20 protein-coding genes and 1 tRNA gene are annotated in these 17,693 nt (G+C 66.3%); 6 read left to right on the top strand and 15 right to left on the bottom strand.

The window, feature by feature from the left end:
- Window positions 1-120 precede the first annotated feature (120 nt).
- The 9 genes from BRAD285_RS32485 to BRAD285_RS32445 all read right to left on the bottom strand — a co-directional run bounded on the left by BRAD285_RS32485 (window position 121) and on the right by BRAD285_RS32445 (window position 8,674).
- Window positions 121-618, bottom strand: coding sequence for an RNA pyrophosphohydrolase (locus BRAD285_RS32485; RefSeq protein WP_006615127.1), 498 nt, complete (start codon window positions 616-618; stop codon window positions 121-123).
- A 137-nt stretch (window positions 619-755) separates the two neighbouring features.
- The gene (locus BRAD285_RS32480; RefSeq protein ID WP_006615126.1) at window positions 756-1,262 is read right to left on the bottom strand and encodes an RNA pyrophosphohydrolase; all 507 of its coding nucleotides are present in this window, start codon (window positions 1,260-1,262) and stop codon (window positions 756-758) included.
- A gap of 83 nt (window positions 1,263-1,345) precedes the next feature.
- Entirely contained in the window at window positions 1,346-2,551 is a 1,206-nt protein-coding gene (locus tag BRAD285_RS32475) for a divergent polysaccharide deacetylase family protein (RefSeq protein ID WP_006615125.1), read from the bottom strand.
- Window positions 2,552-2,722: 171 nt separating this feature from the next.
- Complete coding sequence (locus BRAD285_RS32470; protein WP_006615124.1) at window positions 2,723-4,075, bottom strand: S41 family peptidase; 1,353 nt, start codon at window positions 4,073-4,075, stop codon at window positions 2,723-2,725.
- A complete protein-coding gene (locus BRAD285_RS32465; RefSeq protein WP_006615123.1) occupies window positions 4,072-5,442 on the bottom strand; it encodes a murein hydrolase activator EnvC in 1,371 nt (456 codons plus the stop codon). The genes BRAD285_RS32470 and BRAD285_RS32465 overlap by 4 nt, the downstream gene beginning before the upstream one ends.
- 33 nt (window positions 5,443-5,475) lie before the next feature.
- Complete coding sequence (gene rlmH, locus BRAD285_RS32460; RefSeq protein ID WP_035648647.1) at window positions 5,476-5,958, bottom strand: 23S rRNA (pseudouridine(1915)-N(3))-methyltransferase RlmH; 483 nt, start codon at window positions 5,956-5,958, stop codon at window positions 5,476-5,478.
- A gap of 55 nt (window positions 5,959-6,013) precedes the next feature.
- Window positions 6,014-6,310 (bottom strand): ribosome silencing factor, encoded by a 297-nt coding sequence (gene rsfS / locus BRAD285_RS36470; RefSeq protein WP_006615121.1) that lies wholly within the window; start codon window positions 6,308-6,310, stop codon window positions 6,014-6,016.
- Between the two features lie 384 nt (window positions 6,311-6,694).
- On the bottom strand, window positions 6,695-7,273 hold the full coding sequence (locus tag BRAD285_RS32450; RefSeq protein WP_006615120.1) for a nicotinate-nucleotide adenylyltransferase: 579 nt from the start codon (window positions 7,271-7,273) through the stop codon (window positions 6,695-6,697).
- A gap of 111 nt (window positions 7,274-7,384) precedes the next feature.
- Window positions 7,385-8,674, bottom strand: a complete 1,290-nt coding sequence (locus BRAD285_RS32445) for a glutamate-5-semialdehyde dehydrogenase (RefSeq protein ID WP_006615119.1) — start codon at window positions 8,672-8,674, stop codon at window positions 7,385-7,387.
- Between the two features lie 149 nt (window positions 8,675-8,823).
- Here BRAD285_RS32445 and BRAD285_RS32440 point away from each other — a divergent pair, with 149 nt between their 5' ends.
- Window positions 8,824-9,099: a hypothetical protein gene (locus tag BRAD285_RS32440; RefSeq protein WP_006615118.1), complete on the top strand. Its 276-nt coding sequence runs from the start codon at window positions 8,824-8,826 to the stop codon at window positions 9,097-9,099.
- On the top strand, window positions 9,089-9,397 hold the full coding sequence (locus tag BRAD285_RS32435) for a type II toxin-antitoxin system RelE/ParE family toxin (protein WP_006615117.1): 309 nt from the start codon (window positions 9,089-9,091) through the stop codon (window positions 9,395-9,397). The genes BRAD285_RS32440 and BRAD285_RS32435 overlap by 11 nt, the downstream gene beginning before the upstream one ends.
- 1 nt (window position 9,398) lies before the next feature.
- Here the strand turns inward: BRAD285_RS32435 and proB are convergent, their stop codons facing one another.
- Both proB and obgE read right to left on the bottom strand, forming a co-directional pair.
- Window positions 9,399-10,532 carry a glutamate 5-kinase gene (proB, locus tag BRAD285_RS32430; RefSeq protein ID WP_006615116.1) on the bottom strand — a complete coding sequence of 378 codons (1,134 nt, stop codon included), beginning with the start codon at window positions 10,530-10,532 and terminating at the stop codon, window positions 9,399-9,401.
- A 146-nt stretch (window positions 10,533-10,678) separates the two neighbouring features.
- Window positions 10,679-11,749 (bottom strand): GTPase ObgE, encoded by a 1,071-nt coding sequence (gene obgE / locus BRAD285_RS32425; RefSeq protein ID WP_006615115.1) that lies wholly within the window; start codon window positions 11,747-11,749, stop codon window positions 10,679-10,681.
- Window positions 11,750-11,950: 201 nt separating this feature from the next.
- Here obgE and BRAD285_RS32420 point away from each other — a divergent pair, with 201 nt between their 5' ends.
- Window positions 11,951-12,868, top strand: a complete 918-nt coding sequence (locus BRAD285_RS32420) for a DMT family transporter (protein WP_006615114.1) — start codon at window positions 11,951-11,953, stop codon at window positions 12,866-12,868.
- A gap of 311 nt (window positions 12,869-13,179) precedes the next feature.
- Here the strand turns inward: BRAD285_RS32420 and BRAD285_RS32415 are convergent, their stop codons facing one another.
- The 3 genes from BRAD285_RS32415 to rplU form a co-directional block, all read right to left on the bottom strand.
- A complete protein-coding gene (locus BRAD285_RS32415) occupies window positions 13,180-13,767 on the bottom strand; it encodes a GNAT family N-acetyltransferase (RefSeq protein ID WP_006615113.1) in 588 nt (195 codons plus the stop codon).
- A gap of 139 nt (window positions 13,768-13,906) precedes the next feature.
- Entirely contained in the window at window positions 13,907-14,176 is a 270-nt protein-coding gene (gene rpmA / locus BRAD285_RS32410; RefSeq protein WP_006615112.1) for a 50S ribosomal protein L27, read from the bottom strand.
- Between the two features lie 133 nt (window positions 14,177-14,309).
- Window positions 14,310-14,693 carry a 50S ribosomal protein L21 gene (gene rplU / locus BRAD285_RS32405; protein WP_035648644.1) on the bottom strand — a complete coding sequence of 128 codons (384 nt, stop codon included), beginning with the start codon at window positions 14,691-14,693 and terminating at the stop codon, window positions 14,310-14,312.
- A gap of 305 nt (window positions 14,694-14,998) precedes the next feature.
- Between rplU and BRAD285_RS32400 the strand changes: the two genes are divergently transcribed.
- The 3 genes from BRAD285_RS32400 (at window position 14,999) to BRAD285_RS36555 (ending at window position 16,982) form a co-directional block, all read left to right on the top strand.
- Window positions 14,999-16,150: an ROK family protein gene (locus tag BRAD285_RS32400; RefSeq protein ID WP_006615110.1), complete on the top strand. Its 1,152-nt coding sequence runs from the start codon at window positions 14,999-15,001 to the stop codon at window positions 16,148-16,150.
- 465 nt (window positions 16,151-16,615) lie between these two features.
- Window positions 16,616-16,705 (top strand) — tRNA-Ser (locus BRAD285_RS32395).
- Window positions 16,706-16,859: 154 nt separating this feature from the next.
- Window positions 16,860-16,982, top strand: a complete 123-nt coding sequence (locus BRAD285_RS36555; RefSeq protein ID WP_256387658.1) for a hypothetical protein — start codon at window positions 16,860-16,862, stop codon at window positions 16,980-16,982.
- 85 nt (window positions 16,983-17,067) lie between these two features.
- On the opposite strand, the gene BRAD285_RS32390 is transcribed toward BRAD285_RS36555, so the two are convergent.
- Window positions 17,068-17,676, bottom strand: coding sequence for a PIN domain-containing protein (locus BRAD285_RS32390; RefSeq protein WP_006615107.1), 609 nt, complete (start codon window positions 17,674-17,676; stop codon window positions 17,068-17,070).
- Window positions 17,677-17,693: the final 17 nt, after the last annotated feature.

Below are 17,693 nucleotides of genomic sequence, written 5' to 3'. Positions count from 1 at the left end.
GCTGCAATTGCGCAAAGCCCTAACAAGGGGAGAGGGCGCTGCATCTGGCAGCGCGCCGATCATTTCCTCGTACTTGGTTCACTCACTTCGTATCTTGTACTCGCCTTGTACTTTATCCACTTATCCCGCCAGATGCGCAAACGCCTCTGCCACCGCGCGGTACACCTCGCGCCGGAATGGCACCACCAGCTCCGGCACGCGTGCCAGCCGCTCCCAGCGCCACGCGTCGAATTCGGCCGGCTGGCCGTTGCGCGGCGTCACCGGGTCGATGTCGGCCTCGCGGCCCGTGAAGCGCATCGCGAACCATTTCTGGCGCTGGCCGCGAAAGCCCGCGAGCCGGTGGTTCGGATCCGTGAACGGCGGAAATTCGTAGGTCAGCCAATCGCTCTCGGCGAGGATGTCGGCGTCGCGGATGCCAGTCTCCTCCCACAGCTCGCGCCGCGCCGCCGCCTGCAGGTCCTCGCCCGGATCGATGCCGCCCTGCGGCATCTGCCATTCCAGGCCGGGCAGCACGATTTCCGGTCCATCGTCGCGGAAGCGGCGCCCGAGGAAGACGAGGCCTTCGGCATTGAGCAGCGCGATGCCGACGTTCGGGCGATAGGGTCTGGTTTCGGTCATGCTCGCATCCGGGGGACTTCGTCACGCATAGCAACGCAGCGTCGCGGCGTTGTCGCGACGGATCTGCAGAGATTCTTTGCAGTGCAAGCGTATGGCACGGTTTGGCCCGCGCGTCGCGAGGCGCCCGCGAGAGCTGATCAGGTGCCGGCGAGAGGCGTGAATTCCTTGACCACGCGCTCATAGACCGGCCTTTTGAACGGCACGATCAGCGTGGGCAGGTTCTGCATCGGCTCCCAGCGCCAGGTGATGAACTCGGCCTTGTGGTGGCCGCCGCCGGGACGCTCGACGTCGATCTCGGCGTCCTTGCCGGTGAAGCGCAGCGCGAACCATTTCTGGCGCTGGCCGCGATAGCGGCCCTTCCACGCCCGGCCGGCGACGGTGCGGGGAATGTCGTACGTCAGCCAGTCGTCGATCTCGGCCAGCTTCTCGACCGAGCGGACGCTGGTCTCCTCATACAGCTCGCGCTTGGCGGCTTCCCAGGCGTCCTCGCCCGGATCGACGCCGCCCTGCGGCATCTGCCAGACATGGGTGTCGTCGACATGCTCGATGCCGCCGGCACGGCGACCGATGAACACCAGCCCTTCCGAGTTGATCAGCGCGATGCCGACGCAGGTGCGGTAGGGCAGGTCCTCGTAGCGCGTCATTCCGTCTCGGCCTTCCTGCGGTGCCCCGGCGCATCGTCGCGCAGGCCCCGCCTCACGTCGCCGTCACGGCGGCGAACGCGCGTTCAGTTCGATTTTGATTTGAGCATCGCGGTTGTCAATGGCACCAGCAGAATGCCCTTGCGATCGAGTCCCTTGATCCAGGTCCCGATGCGGTCGATGGAGACCGGCAGCGCCGAGGCCGTGCCGACGGCGACCCCGCGCTCCTTGGCGAGGCTCTCCAGCTTGGCCAGCGCATTGTCGATTTCGACCGAGGTCGGCACCGCGTCGATGGCGACGTCGCCTTTGGCAAAGGGCATCGCGCGGCCCGTGGCGAGCGACGCAGCCACGCTGCGCGGCGCCGCGCCATCGTCGAACAGCGCCAGCCCGCGCTTGGCGGCCTCGTTCACGATCGGCTGCATCGCCGCCTCAGTTGCGACGAAGCGCGCGCCCATGAAATTGCCGATGCCGACATAACCCTGCAACCGGCTCATATGCCAGAACAGGCGGTCGATGTTCTGGTCGGGTCCGAGCGTCGCGAGCAGCGTCTGCGGTCCGGGGTCGTTGTCGGGATAGTCGTAGGGCTCCATCGGTACCTGCAGCAGGATCTCGTGGCGCTGCGCCCGGGCCCGTTCGGCCAGCTTGGTCGGATCGGATCCGTAGGGCGTGAAGGCCAGGGTCACCGCCGGGGGCAGTTTCATGATCGCATCGACGGTCTTGGCGGCGCCGACGCCGAGCCCGCCGATCACGATCGCGACCGCCGGCATCCGCGCCGCCTTGGCGCGGTCGGCGTCCGCCGCATAGGCCGTGAACGGCTTCAACCCGTCGGCCATCACCGGGATCACGCCGTAGCGGGACTTTTCGAGGAGGCGCGGATCGACGCCGGGCATCTGGCTGGCCGGAGCGGTGGATCCTGGTTCGGCAGCGTCGCCTCCGGTGCCGATCGCGACTTCCTGGCGGGCGCCGCTGGAGCCGTCGATGATGGTGATCGTCTTGCGCTCGCCCTCGGGCTTGGCTGCCGCCGCACCATGCTCGGCTTTTGCGTCGGGCTTGGTCTCGGGCTTTGCCGCCTTGTCGTCAGGCTTGGCGCCCTCATTGATGGCGACCCGGGCGACAGGCTCGCCGCCGAGCGGATTATCGCTGAACATGGCGAAGCCGCCGAACACGACCAGGAACAGGCCGAGCAGCATGGCAAGGGCCTGCAGCGCCGTGAAGGGAAGCCGAATGCGGCGCCTGCGACGCTTTTCCGTCTGCCCGAGCGGGGCGCTCAGCTCATCGGCCGTCTCTGTCATCGAAATTCCCGAATCAATCGGGTCAACGATACCACGGCGTGGATTCGGGTGCAGGCGCAGTGTCCGCAAGCCCGTAGATCGGCGGAGCCCCGGCAGGCCTCCCCTAAAGCAAAGGGCGGCCCGAAGGCCGCCCTTGAAATCGGATATTCGTCCGCTGCTGAGTTCGCAGGCTTAGTTGGCTGCTTTGGCTGGCTTGTCGGCAGCAGCCTTTTCGGTCGGCGCGGGCGTATTGGCGCTGTTCTTGATGCCGTGCAGCAGGTCCGCCGCCATCTTGAGCGCCTTGTCGTCCTTGGCATCCGGCGGCACGTAGGACTGCGAGCCGGTCTTCTCGTCGCCGTCGTTCTTGAGGTGGCCGCGCAGCGAAGCCTCGCCCTTGGTGTCGGTGCGCGACTTCAGCTCCTCGGGCACGTCCTGCAGGACTTCGATGTCGGGCACGATGCCCTTGGCCTGGATCGACTTGCCGGACGGCGTGTAGTAGCGCGCGGTGGTCAGGCGCAGCGCGCCGTTGCCGGCGCCGAGCGGGATGATGGTCTGCACCGAGCCCTTGCCGAACGAGCGCGTGCCGACCAGGGTCGCGCGCTTGTGGTCTTGCAGTGCGCCCGCCACGATCTCCGAGGCCGAAGCCGAGCCGCCGTTGATCAGCACGATGACCGGCTTGCCCTTGGTGAGGTCGCCGGCATGCGCCGAGCGGCGCTGCGTCTCCTCGGCATTGCGGCCGCGGGTCGACACGATCTCGCCGCGCTCCAGGAACGCATCCGACACCGTCACGGCCTCTTCGAGCAGGCCGCCCGGGTTGTTGCGCAGGTCGATGATGTAGCCCTTGAGCTTGTCGCCGATCGAGCCCTGCAGATCCGCGATGCTCTTCTTCAAGCCTTCGGTGGTCTGCTCGTTGAAGGTGGTGATGCGGATATAGGCGATGTCGTCGCTCTCCGGGCGCGAGCGCACCGAGCGGACACGAATGTTGTCGCGGGTCAGCGTGACGTCGAGCGGATTGTCGGCGCCCTTGCGCATGACCTTCAGCTTGATCTTGGTGCCAACCGGACCGCGCATCTTCTCGACGGCCTGGTTGAGGGTCAGGCCCTGCACGGCTTCGTCGTCGAGATTGGTGATGATGTCGTTGGCCTGGATGCCGGCCTTGGACGCCGGCGTATCGTCGATCGGCGACACCACCTTGATCAGGCCGTCCTCCATCGTGACCTCGATGCCGAGGCCGCCGAACTCGCCGCGGGTCTGCACCTGCATGTCACGGAAGCTCTTCGCATCCATGTAGCTCGAATGCGGATCGAGGCCGGAAAGCATGCCGCTGATCGCGGATTCGACGAGCTTCGAATCGTCGGGCTTCTCGACATAGTCGCTGCGCACCCGCTCGAACACGTCGCCGAACAGGTTGAGCTGGCGATAGGTATCGGAGGTCGCGGCGCGCGCGGTCGATCCCATCAACACCGCGCGCGGTTGCGACACGAACAGGGTCAGTGCCGCACCGGTGGCCGCGCTCAGGAGAATTACCGAAGTCTTACGCATCATCCGCGTACCTTTTCGCCTTCATTTGCGGCCCACCATGGGCCTGGATCGATTGGAGTGCCGTCCTTGCGGAACTCGACATAGAGCACTGGTTGACTCGCATTCGTTGCGAGAATGGAGGCGACTTGGGACGTTGTACCCATGGTCGCGACCGGCTCTCCCGTCTGAACAAACTGCCCGATGTTGACGGAAATGCGCTCCATCCCGGCGATCAGGACATGATACCCGCCACCGGCGTTGAGGATCAAGAGTTGTCCGTAGCTGCGGAAGGGGCCGGCATAAACAACCCAGCCATCACACGGGGTTGTGACCTGGGCGCCGGGCCGGGCTGCCAAAGAAATGCCTTTATCGGAACCGCCGGCGCCGTCTGACGCGCCGAATTCGCGAATCTTGTTGCCGTTGACCGGATAGGTCAGCATCCCCTTGGTCGAGGCGAACGCAATTGCCGGCGCCTTGCGCGCGGGGTTGCGCAGCGCATTTGCGTCCGGCTTGGCGTTGACCGGGACGCCCTGCAGGCTCGCCGTCGACGCGGCCTTGGCGGCGCTCTTGAGGTCGAGCTCCATGGTCGTGATCAGGCTCTGCAGCGAGTCGATCTGCTGGGCGAGCACGGCGGCGCGGGCGCTCTCCGCTTCCATGTCCTTTTCGGCGGAGGCCTGCTTGCGCTGGCGCTCCTCCACCAGGGCGGCAAGGCGGGTCTGGTCGGTCCTCAGCCTGTCGCGATCGCCGGCGAGCTTGTCGCGCTCGGAGGCAATGGTCTTGCGGATCGCGACGAGTTCGCCGAGATCGGTCGAGAGCTTTTCGGCACGGCCGCGCATCTCGGGAATCACCGAGCCCAGCAGCATGGCGGTACGCAGCGATTGCAGCGCGTCCTCGGGCCGGACCAGCAAGGCCGGCGGTGTGCGGCGGCCGGCGCGTTGCAGCGCGGCCAGCACCTCGATGATCTCCGTGCGCCGCGCCTCCAGCGAGGTGCGCAGGTCCTGCTCGCGGCCATCGAGCCCGCGCAGCCGGATTTCGGCCTCGCCGACGCGGGTCTCCACGGTGCGCACCTGCGCGGCGACGTCGATCAGCTGCTGATTGAGCTTGCCGCGATCCTCGCCGAGCGACGCGATGTCGGATTTGAGCCGCTCCTGCGCCTCGGCTGCGGCCTTTTGCGCGGCGCGCGCAGCCTCGAGCTCCTGTTCGCGCTGCTTGAGCTGCTCCGGCGTCGGCGGGTTTTGCGGTGTCGCGCCTGAGATCGACGGGCGAAGTCCGTTCTGCGCGACTGCCGGGATGACCGGCAGGGCGATCATCAGCGCGATTAGCGACGCGTGGCACGCCCGGCCGCGGCGGACGGACATCAAGGTGCGAATGGGAGGCCGCGCGGCGAACATCGAGGTCCTTATTGTGCTCCCATCGTCCCTGATTCAAGCGCGGTGATAGGGGTGGCCCGCCAGGATCGTAGCACTACGGTAAATTTGCTCGAGCAGCAGGACGCGGACGATCTGGTGCGGCCAGGTCGCGGCGCCGAAAGCAACCCCGAGCTTGGCTCTGCGCCGGAATTCCGGCGAAAGTCCGTCGGCGCCGCCGATCACGAAGACGGTCGCCGGGATGCCCTGGTCGCGCCAGCGGCCGAGATGGCCCGCAAAGGTTGTGCTGTCGATGTTCTGGCCCCGCTCGTCGAGGCAGACGACGGCGGCTTTGTCGGGGATGGCTGCGGCGATGGCCGCGGCCTCCTCGGCCATGCGGGTCGCTGCGTCGCGCGCGCGACTTTCCGGGATCTCATGGATGTCGAGGCCGCGAAAGCCGAGCTTGCGGCCGATGTCGTCGAAGCGCTCGCGGTAACGCTCCGCGAGCTCCCGCTCGGGACCCTGCTTCAATCGGCCGATGGCGACCACGATCAGGCGCATGCGCACGCCCTAGCACGTGCGCGTCGCGATTCGCACCGGCGCTGCCTTCGGCGGCCTAGACCGTCTTGGCCGGGTTCGGACCCTGCGTCCACAACCGCTCGAGGTTGTAGAACTCACGGACCTCGGGCCTGAACACGTGCACGATCACGTCGCCGGAATCGATCAGCACCCAATCGCAATTGGGCAGCCCCTCGACGTGGAGCTTCTTCGTTCCGGCTTCCTTCAGGCCTTTGGCGACGTTCTCCGCGATCGATCCGACGTGCCGGTTCGAGCGGCCCGTGGTGATGACCATGTAGTCGGAGTAAGCCGATTTGCCGTGAAGATCGATCGTGACCGTCTCCTCCGCCTTCATGTCCTCGAGGCGGGAGAGGATCGTGCGCAGAGTCTTATCCGCGTCAGGCTTGCCGGCGTCGGGTAAGGCCGCATCTTGGGTCGGAGTCTTACGCGCTGACTTGGCGGTAGCTGATTTCGTAGCCGCCGACTTGGTCGTCGTTGCCTTGGTCTTGGGTAAGGCCGACTGGGACAATACAGATGTGGTCAGGGACCATTCCTTTCACTGTATCGCAGGCCGAATCCGTACCGGCCTGCAGACCATACTAGGCATGTGGGGTTCTGGGTTTCAACAATCCAGTCCCCCGGCTGTCCGGTCCGGTATTCGCCTGAAACCCGCCTCGGACCAAGACGGGATTGGTCATTCCATGCACATCCAGTGCCGCCCGACCAGTCCGGGCGGATCTCAGAAAGACTTCCAGCTGCCGTCCGGGTTCCTCAGCCCGGTCGACGACAGGCTCATTTTCAAGCCCGTGAGGTAAACCCAGGCCGGCGCGGTGCGGTCCGCCAGCCGGCTGGCATCGGCCTCGGCAACGCGATACCGCGCGAGCGCGCGGGCCGCAGGCGCGTTCAGGGCACGGAAGCTGCGGGGCGGGCGATCGACCACGGCAATCGGCACCTGGGCCGCGATGTGCCGCCACTTCTGCCAGCGATGGAACTGCGCGAGATTGTCGGCGCCCATGATCCACACGAAGCGCAGGCGTGACGCACGCCGGCGCAGATAGTCGATGGTATCGGCAGTGTAGCGGGTGCCAATGACGGATTCGAGACAGCTGACCTCGATGCGCGGATCGGCGGCAACCTTGCGCGCCGCGGCGGCGCGTTCGGCCAGGGCATGCAGCCCACCATTGTCCTTGAGCGGATTGCCCGGCGTCACCAGCCACCATACGCGGTCGAGCTGCAGCCGCTTCAGCGCAAACAGGCTGATCGCACGGTGCGCTTGGTGCGGCGGATTGAACGAGCCGCCGAGCAGGCCGATGCGCATGCCGTCGCTGTAGGGCGGCAGCGTCTGGCGGACCGCGAGGCGCATGGCGGCGGCGTCGGTCACGTCTGTCACCGCCTGCTGCTCCCGCAACTCAACCACAGGGTGCGGCGGTCATGGCCGTGTCTGACCGGTGCCGTGAATGCGGTATTTGAAGCTAGTCAGCTGCTCGACCCCGACGGGCCCGCGTGCATGGAACTTGCCCGTGGCGATGCCAATTTCTGCGCCGAAGCCGAACTCGCCGCCATCGGCGAACTGCGTCGAGGCGTTGTGCAGCACGATCGCGGAGTCCACTTCATTGAGGAACTTGTCGGCGACAGCATCGTCCGCGGTGACGATCGCATCGGTGTGGTGCGAGCCGTGCGCGTGGATATGCGCGATCGCCCCGTCGACGCCATCGACCACCTTCGCGGCGATGATCGCGTCGAGATATTCGGTGTCCCAATCCTCGTTGCTGGCCGGCTTTACGCGTGCATCGGCTGCGCGCACGGCATCGTCGCCGCGCACCTCGCAGCCCGCGCCGATCAGCATTTCGACCAGCGGCTTGATCTTGTCCTGCGACGCCCGATCGATCAGCAGGGTCTCGGCGGCGCCGCAGACGCCGGTGCGGCGCATCTTCGCGTTCAGCACGATCGACTTCGCCATGTCGAGGTCGGCGGCGCCATCGACATAGACGTGGTTGACGCCTTCGAGATGCGCGAACACCGGCACGCGCGCCTCGGCCTCGACGCGCGCGACGAGGCTTTTTCCCCCGCGCGGCACGATCACATCGACTCCGCCGTTCAGGCCGGACAGCAGCAGGCCCACCGCGGCGCGGTCGCGCGTCGGCACCAGCGTGATCGCCGCGTCGGGCAGCCCGGCTTCGCGCAGGCCGTCGACCAGGCACTCATGGATCGCGCGGCAGGAGCGGAAAGAGTCCGAGCCGCCGCGCAGGATCACGGCATTGCCGGACTTCAGGCACAGCACGCCGGCATCGGCTGCGACGTTGGGGCGGCTCTCGAAGATCACGCCGATCACGCCGAGCGGCACCCGGACACGCTCGATCGTCATCCCGTTCGGCCGCTGCCAGCTCTCGGTGACCACGCCCACGGGATCGGCGACGCCGCGCACGACGGCGATGCCGTCGGCCATGCCGGCGACGCGCGCCGGCGTCAGAGTGAGACGGTCGACGAACGACGCCGCCATGCCGCCGGCCTTGGCCTCGGCGACATCCTCGGCATTGGCGGCAATGATCGCATCCGCGCGGGCACGGATCAGCCGCTCCATCGCCTCCAGCGCCCGGTTCTTCTGCTCGGCCGGCGCCAGCGCCAGCACCCGCGCCGCCGCACGGGCGCGCTGGGCGAGGTCGTTCATCAGCTGGGGCAGATCGGCGCTGCCGTCGATGGCTTTGAGAGGCGCGGTCATGGGCGGTTCAACCTTGAATTAAGGTCATGGTGTAGCACGGAAAACGGCCGGATGCGAAGTGCAGGTGACGCTGTTCGAAGCGGTCGGAGAGAGGCTCAAACCCAAGCGTTGGCTATGCTATGGTGCCATGAGATCAAGGGCGGGACGCCATGCCAAGCAAAGCATTTCAGGTCGAGCTGAGTGCCAAACAGCAGGATATGCTGAAGCGCCAGCTGGAAAACGGTCATTACGAGAACGTTAACGATGTTTTCGCTGACGCGCTGCGTGCCTTGGACGAGCGCGGGGCCGTCTACGACGACTTTCTTCGCAGCAAGGTGAAGGCCTCCCTCGCCAACAAGAAGCCCAGTATCCCGGCGGAGACCGTGTTCGAGCGTCTGGAGGCGCGGCACGCCCGTCGTGTGAAAGCCAATAAGCGTGGGGCGTAAGGTCGTCTTCCGGGACGAAGCCAACGCCGAGTTGACGGCCCTTTACGACTACATCGCGGATCACAGCAGCCCGGCCATTGCGATCGCTTATGTGCGGCGGATACGCGACACCTGCTTGGCGCTGGAGCAGTTTCCCGAGCGGGGCACCAGGCGAGACGACATCCTCAAAGGACTGCGGACCATCGGCTTCGAGCGCCGTGTCACAATTGCCTTCCGTATCCTCAAGACGCGCGTGGAGATCGTGACGGTCGCCTATGGCGGGCGCGATTTCGAACGGGAGCTGAAGGGTAAGTCCTAGCCTAGCCTGCCGCCCCCGCCGGCCCGATCACCAGATCGTCGCGGTGGATCATCTCGGCGCGGCCGGACATGCCAAGGATCACGGCGACATCCGGCGAGGAGCGGCCCTTGATGCGCTCGGCGTCGTCGGCGTCGTAGGCGACGAGGCCTCGGCCGATCTCGTGGGTGTCCGGCCCGCGCACCAGCACGGCATCGCCGCGGGCGAACTGGCCGTCGACCTTGATCACGCCGGCCGGCAGCAGGCTCTTCCCAGCGCGCAGCGCGGCGACGGCGCCGGCGTCGATCGTCAGCGTGCCCTTCGGCTCCAGCGAGCCGGCGATCCAGCGTTTGCGCGAGGTGACGGGATTGGCCGGGGTCAGGAACCAGGTGCAGCGGCCGCCATTGGCGATCGCGGCCAGCGGATGCTCGATCTTGCCGGAGGCGATCAGCATATGGGTGCCGCCGGTGGTCGCGATCTTGGCGGCCTCGATCTTGGTCTTCATGCCGCCGCGCGAGAGCTCGGACGCGGCGCTGCCGGCCATCGCCTCGATGTCGGCGGTGATGCTCTCGACCACCGGGATCAGCTTCGCGTTCGGATCCTGCGCGGGCGGGGCGGTGTAGAGGCCGTCGATGTCCGACAGCAGCACCAGCAGATCGGCGCTCGCCATGGTCGCAACGCGCGCGGCAAGGCGGTCGTTGTCGCCGTAGCGGATCTCGGCGGTCGCCACCGTGTCGTTCTCGTTGATCACCGGCACCGCGCGCCATTCCAGCAGTTTTCCGATCGTCGAGCGCGCGTTGAGATACCGCCGGCGCTCCTCGGTGTCCTGCAAGGTCACCAGGATCTGGCCGGCGCCGATGCCGTGGGCGCCGAGCACCTCCGACCAGATCCGCGCCAGCGCGATCTGGCCGACGGCCGCCGCCGCCTGGCTCTCCTCCAGTTTCAGCGGTCCGCGCGGCAGCCTCAAGCGGCTGCGGCCGAGCGCGATCGAGCCGGAAGACACCACCAGCACCTCGCAGCCGCGGCCATGCAACCGGGCGATGTCGGCGGCCAGCGCCGTGAGCCAGGAGGCGCGGACCTCGCCGGCCTCGGAATCGACCAAGAGCGACGAGCCGACCTTGACGACGATACGGCGGAAATTTTCGAGACGGGGGGCCATGGCAGATACGGGATCGGTTCGAGCCCGCGTCGCGAGGCGAACGGTTGCGTGATTGAGACGCGGTCCGCGCTGGACGGGGCTATGCAGTGAGAGATCGCGGCGGAGTGTCGCAAGCCGGGGCTCGCGAGGCAAGGTTGAGCTTCAGCTCAGCCCTGCGGTGGCGTCGGGGCCGCCCACGGCTCCTCGGTCGCGGCGGTCTCGGCCGTGCTCTTGGCCTTGTTGGAGACCGGCTGTTCGCCGATGATGTCGGCGAGCTTGCGCAAGGCTTCCTTGACGCCGTCGCCGGTCGCGCCGGAGATCAAGAGCGGCGTCTTCTTCGCCGCGCGCCTCAGGCGGTCCTTCTGCTTCTTCAGTTCGTCCGGATCGACCGCGTCGATCTTGTTCAACGCGACGATCTCGACCTTGTCGGTCAGCTCGCCGGCATAGGCCTCCAGCTCGTGCCGCACGGTCTTATAGGCCTTGCCGGCATGCTCGCAGGTGGCGTCGACCAGGTGCAGCAGCACGCGGCAGCGCTCGATATGACCGAGGAAGCGGTCGCCGAGGCCGGCGCCCTCATGCGCGCCCTCGATCAGGCCGGGGATGTCGGCCAGCACGAACTCGCGGCCATCGGCATTCACGACGCCGAGCTGCGGATGCAGGGTGGTGAACGGATAGTCCGCGATCTTCGGCTTGGCGGCCGAGACCTTAGACAGGAAGGTCGACTTGCCGGCATTCGGCAGGCCGACCAGGCCGGCGTCGGCGATCAGCTTCATGCGCAGCCAGATCCAGCGCTCCTCGCCGGGCTGGCCGGGATTGGCGTGGCGCGGCGCGCGGTTGGTCGGCGTCTTGAAATGGGCGTTGCCGAAGCCGCCATTGCCGCCCTCGGACAGCACGAAGCGCTCGCCGACCGCGGTGAAGTCGTGGATCAGCGTCTCCCGGTCCTCGTCGAACACCTGGGTGCCGACCGGAACCTTGAGCACCACCGACTTGCCGCCGGCGCCATGACAGTCCTTGCCGGAGCCGTTGCCGCCTCGCTGAGCCTTGAAATGCTGCTGGTAGCGGTAATCGATCAGGGTGTTGAGGCCGTCGACGGCCTCGATGATGACATCGCCGCCGCGGCCGCCATTGCCGCCGTTCGGTCCGCCGAACTCGATGAACTTCTCGCGCCGGAACGCAACGCAACCGTTGCCGCCGTCGCCGGAGCGCACATAGACCTTGGCTTCATCGAGGAATTTCATGATGCGCCCTACGTAGGCGAGGTGGGCCGCCACGGCAACCGCGGAATGGGTTTAATTCGGCCGGAAGCCTTAATTTCGAGCGGTAAACGCGCGCTGCGCAAGGGGTGGGCGAGCCTTGCGCCCGGGTTGCGGCAGGGCTGCGCCACGCTTTCCGCGGAAGGGCTGGAGCAGGTCCAGTGGGCCTGATAAGGCAGCCCGATCATGAGCATGCTCTCCCGAATCTCCACCGCCAATGACGAGCGTTCCGCGCGGCTGGCCGGCATCGGCCTGATGCTGCTGTCGATCGCGATGTTCTCGTTCGGCGACGCGCTGGGCAAGTTCCTGGTCTCGACCTATGCCGTCGGCCAGCTGCTGTGGCTGCGCGCCTGCGCGGCGCTGCTGCTGCTCGCGCCGTTCATCTGGCGCAACCGCAGTGCATTCCTGCAGCTCGAACGCCCCTGGCTGCAACTGGTGCGCGTGATCCTGTCGACGCTCGAGGTCGCGGCGTTCTTCCTCGCCACCGTCTATCTGCCGCTCGCCGACGTGATCACCTACTATCTCGCCGGGCCGATCTTCGTCACGGCGTTGTCGGCGCTGGTGCTGCGCGAGCATGTCGGCTGGCGGCGCTGGACCGCGATCCTGATCGGCTTTTGCGGCGTGTTGATTGCGCTGCGTCCGTCGGCACAGACCTTCAGCCTGCCGGCGCTGATCGCGCTCGGCGGCAGCCTCTCGTTCGCCGTGCTGATGCTGATCACGCGCAGCCTGCGCTCAACGCCCGACATCGTGATGGCGTCGTCGCAATTCGTCGGCACCTTCCTGCTCGGTGCTGCCATGTCCGCATTCGGCTGGGTGACGCCGACGCCCGGCAGCCTGGTGCTGTTCGCCGCCGCCGGCCTCATTTCGGTGACCGCGCTGTTCTGCGTCAACCGCTCGCTGAAGCTGGCGCCGGCCTCGGTGGTCGTGCCCTATCAGTACACGATGATCGTCTGGGCCGTCCTGTTCGGCTTCGTCGTGTTCGGCGACGTGCCGCATCCGGCGACGATCATCGGCGCCATCATCATCATCGGCGCCGGCCTCTACATCTACCTGCGCGAACGAGGTTTGGGGCAGGGCGCGGGCGCGGTGAATCCGCCGGTGTAGCGGCACCCACCGCCGTCGTCCCGGCCTTGAGCCGGGACCCAGACTCCGTGCAGCCTGCGTCGGAGAAGGCTGTGGATCCAGCGTGATCCACCACCGATGTCGGTGGCTGGGGTCCCGGCTCAAGGCCGGGACGACAGGGAGTGTTTGGCCGATCTCTCACCCCGCCAACGCTGTCGTCCCTGCGAACGCAGGGACCCATACCGCGGAAGCTATCGAGGGACGTGGCTGGCAGTGGCCTGCCTCAACACGGCCGGTGGTTATGGGTCCCTGCGTTCGCAGGGACGACACCGATTTTGGAAGGCGCGCGGGACCTACCGCCGCCCCGTATTCGCCCACGCCTTCAGCGACGCCCACACGCCGCGGGTCAGCCGGAACGCATCGACGGGCGCCGAGGAGCCGATCACCTCGAAGCGGTGCAGTTCGACGCCGGTCCATTGGAAGCCGCACTTTTCGAGGATGTTGCGCGAACCTGGATTGCTGACGCGGGCGTGCCCGATCAGCACATTGTCCTCACCGCCCTCGAAGAAATCATCGATCGCCGCGCGCGCGGCTTCGGTACCGAAGCCGCGGCCCCAATAATCGACACCCAGCCAGTAGCCGAGCTCGGCGCGCCCCGAGGCCGGCCGGTTGATGCCGACCATGCCGATCGGCGCATCGAGATGCTCGATCACGAACGCCGTCTCGCCGCTGTGCTCCAGCGTCCGCACGAAGCGCGCGGCGTCGACCTCCGAATAGGGATGCGGCAGGCGGCGGGTGTTCTCGGCAATGCGCCGGTCATCGGCGAGCTTGGCAATGGCTGTCACGTCCGCGAGCACGGGCGGACGCAGCGTCAGCCGGGGTGTCTCGAGGACGCAAGGTCTCGCCTTGCGCAAGGTGGGAGTGGTGATGTCCTGCAGCATGTCGGGCTCCATCGACGCTTCGGGATCAATCGATCAGCGAAAATGAAAAGGGGAGGCCGGTTGTCCCGCCTCCCCTGGAGCCATCTGGCGCTCCGCCGGTTTGTCAGGACCCGGCGGACGCGTATCGTTCCACCGTATTCTACTCAGCAGCTTCGGCGAGTACCGGACGTACCGAGATGAACGTGCGGTTGGCACGGTCATGGAACTCGACGACGCCCTCGACTTTCGCGAAGATCGTGTGGTCGGTGCCCATGCCGACGTTGAGGCCGGGATGCCAGGTCGTGCCGCGCTGACGCGCAATGATGTTGCCGGGAATCACGCGCTCGCCGCCGAACGCCTTGATGCCGAGGCGCTTGCCCTTGGAGTCGCGTCCGTTGCGGGATGAACCGCCTGCCTTTTTATGAGCCATCGCTCGTCTCCGATGTCGCGATCACCATTAGCGCGATTCCGCTAAGGGATCATTCACAATTGCAAAGCGCGGATAAAAAATCCGCGCGGATGAGCTTCAAAGCCGGTGCGGCGCGCTGATCGCGCCGGCACGCTTACTCCGCGGCGTCGGCCGCCGGGGCTTCCGCCTTGGCCTTCTTCGGGCGCGGGCCCTTGGTCGGCTTGGCGTTGTCGGTCAGGATCTCCGAGACGCGGATCAACGTCAGCTCGTCCCGGTAGCCGCGCTTGCGGCGCGAATTCTTGCGGCGGCGCTTCTTGAACGCGATGACCTTGGGGCCACGCTTGTGGTCCAGCACCTCGACGGCCACGGACGCGCCGGCCACCGCCGGAATGCCCAGCACCGGGGTGTCGCCACCGACCACCAGCACTTCGTTCAGCTGCACGATCGTGCCGGGTTCACCGTCGATCTTGCCAATCTCGAGCACATCATCCGGGGCGACGCGGTATTGCTTGCCGCCGGTCTTGATGACTGCGAACATCGTTCTCATCCTTCGTGTTCGATCCCGGCCTCAGAGCGCTGACGCCCCGGGTCGGCTTCTTGTTCAGTCGTTATGGTTCATATTTCTTAGAGAGTCCGGTCCGGCCCGATCGGGACCGGCGTCGGCGTGTCCCAGGCATCGCGGCCTGTCCGATACGCGCAACGACAATCGGCGCGAGAAGCTCGCGCCGGTCGATCGGGGGCTTATAGCGGCCCGAGGCGCCGAGTCAAGGTAAAGGATCGCCCCCGAAACCAACGGTTTCGTCCGCCGTTGTCCCGCACACGGAGCAGAAGGGCAGGGACAGTATGGCCGACGACGTCATGACCACCACGGGCATTGCCCGTCACGGCGCCGCGCGGCTGCCGTCGGTCGAGATCGACAGCTTCAACATCGAGCTCAAGGACGAGGACGGCTTCCTCGGCGACCGCGCCTCCAAGGGCGCGTTCCGCAAGATCCTGGAGCGCTGGCGCAAGCCGCTGCGCAAATCGGGCAAGGACCCGTTCGGCGACGAGGACAGCGAGACCATCAGCAAGAAGGCGCTGGACGCGATCCTGGTCGGCGACGACACCGAGGCCTCCGCCGTGGTGCATTCCGCGATCGAGGAGTTCGCCCAGGAGCTCGCCCACGTCACCCGCCGCTTCCTGCGCACCAAGGCCTGGGCCAAGACCGAATGCATCGTGGTCGGCGGCGGCTTCCGCGACTCGCGGCTCGGCGAGCTCGCGATCGCGCGCACCGAGATCATCCTGAAGGACGAGGGCTTTGAGGTGGAGCTGGAGCCGATCCGCTACCACCCCGACGATGCCGGGCTGATCGGCGCGCTGCATCTGGCGCCGTCCTGGATCTTCGAGGCCCATGACAGCATCCTCGCGGTCGACATCGGCGGCACTAACATCCGCTGCGGCGTGGTGGAAACGTCCTGGAAGAAGACACCGGACCTGTCGAAGGCCTCGGTCTGGAAGTCCGATCTGTGGCGCCACGCCGACGACGAGCCGACACGCGAGGGCGCGGTGAAGCGGCTCGCCAAGATGCTGAAGGGGCTGATCGAGGAGGCCGACACCGAGGGCCTCAGGCTCGCCCCGTTCATCGGCATCGCCTGCCCGGGCGTCATCAACGAGGACGGCTCGATCGAGAAGGGCGCGCAGAACCTGCCGGGCAATTGGGAGAGCAGCAAGTTCAATCTGCCCTCCAGCCTGGTCGAGGCGATCCCGATGATCGGCGATCACGACACCGCAGTGCTGATGCACAATGACGGCGTCGTCCAGGGCCTCTCCGAGGTGCCGTTCATGCAGGAATTCGAGCGCTGGGGCGTGCTGACCATCGGCACCGGCCTCGGCAACGCCCGCTTCACCAACCGCCGCAAGGAGAACGGGCGCAAGGAGAAGGACAAGGACAAGGACAAGGACGACAAGTCCGAGGACAAGAAGGCGGACGACAAGAAGGCGGCGAAGAAGGATTGAACGGGGTATCTGCCAGCGGCCCGGCCGCATCGGGTGCAACATGTTGCGCAGCATGCTCCCGCGGCCGGCGCTGCGGGGATTCACCCCTGCAAAAAGCACCGTGTTACCAATCGGATAGCCGGGCAGCTCCGGTAACCTTGACCGGTTAGGTTAAGGAACGGTTTGCGTTGCAGTGCACGCTCCGATGCCCCAGGGTCCGCCGCGTCGCTCAGGCCGGCCGGATTGACCCCCGTCTCTTCCGTCGGTTTCCCCAAGATGTAGCGACACGGGACCGCCGGTATGTGTCAGCGTACGGCGGTCCCACCCGTCTTGGGCCGCTCCACGACGGCCTCGGGCACTTTCTCGGCGGCTCTCCGCCGCGCCGCCGGTTTTCGGTTGGAAATATCCTCTCCCCCGCCTTGTCACCCCCGCCGCCGTGCCCTAGAAGGGCGCCCGACCACAGGGCTTCGGCCCTGATTTGCGCCTGGAGAGGTGGCAGAGTGGTTGAATGCACCGCACTCGAAATGCGGCATAGGTGCAAGCCTATCGGGGGTTCGAATCCCTCCCTCTCCGCCACCAAGCGCTGAAAGCCGCGAGAACTCCAGCTTAAGCTATAAAACAAGACCTTTCGTAACAGGCGGGTGGTACACACGTGTGGTCAACGTGCGCCGTCTGCGCATGATTGAGCCTTGGAAAATCCGCGGTCCAGATCCTGCGGGTCAGGCGACGTGTGCCGAAACGGTTCGTCGCCGTCGGCATGCCGGCCGAGATCAAATTCAGCCTCGAGACGACCGATCTCGACGAGGACCGCGTATGGGCGGAGCAGCCGCCTTCGAGCTCAACGACGCCGTGAAGAAGCACGGGTACCGGTGTCCGACGGCACCGACGGGCTGCCGAAGTCCTGGTACGTCCAAGTAGACGAGGGCGGCCTGGGTCACTCACGACCTCGGTGGCCCACTCGGTGTAGCTGAGGCCAAGCTGCGCAGCAGATCGGGAGTAGGAAGCAGTCCTTGAGCAAGCCAGTCGCGCGCATCAATGGGATGCGCTACGACGAGCGAAACGCCGTCGGCCCGCTCATAGGCCAAAGCATGCAATTGACGTTCTGACTCGTCCCGGCGCTTGATGACCCTCGTCTCGAATTTTTCGGCATCTTTGATCTGAAAATCATCCAGATTGTTGGTCACCAAAAGGTCGACGCGCGCGGCGATAGAGGATGCGAGCACGCCCGCATCCTCTTGGTCTTGCATCGCCAGATGTCTGCCGCCCTCGGGCAGAAGGTGAGGGTCGAACGACTCGGGTCCGGTCCGCATCAGAAGGATGAGGCTGGAGATGAAGTCCGAGATGGTGTCCGGTGGGAAACTTAGCCTTTCCAGGACATTCTGAAGGGTCGCGATCATCTCCCAAGACAATACCAGCTGGATTGGGCCCGCTTCGCAGCGCATGTCTCGTACCATGCCAACTAGATCCGAAGTAGCTCCTGCCCCTCGTCCCACCTGCAGAGCACGCAACTGGGCGACGAAGATATTGACGTCCAGGCTTACCCGCATTGCTGAGGTAGTCCTGT

Origin of the sequence: Bradyrhizobium sp. ORS 285, assembly GCF_900176205.1 — a bacterium.
Classification (GTDB): Bacteria; Pseudomonadota; Alphaproteobacteria; order Rhizobiales; family Xanthobacteraceae; genus Bradyrhizobium.
The sequence above is the reverse complement of the archived record's forward strand: the minus strand, read 5'-3'. Positions and strand labels throughout refer to the sequence as shown.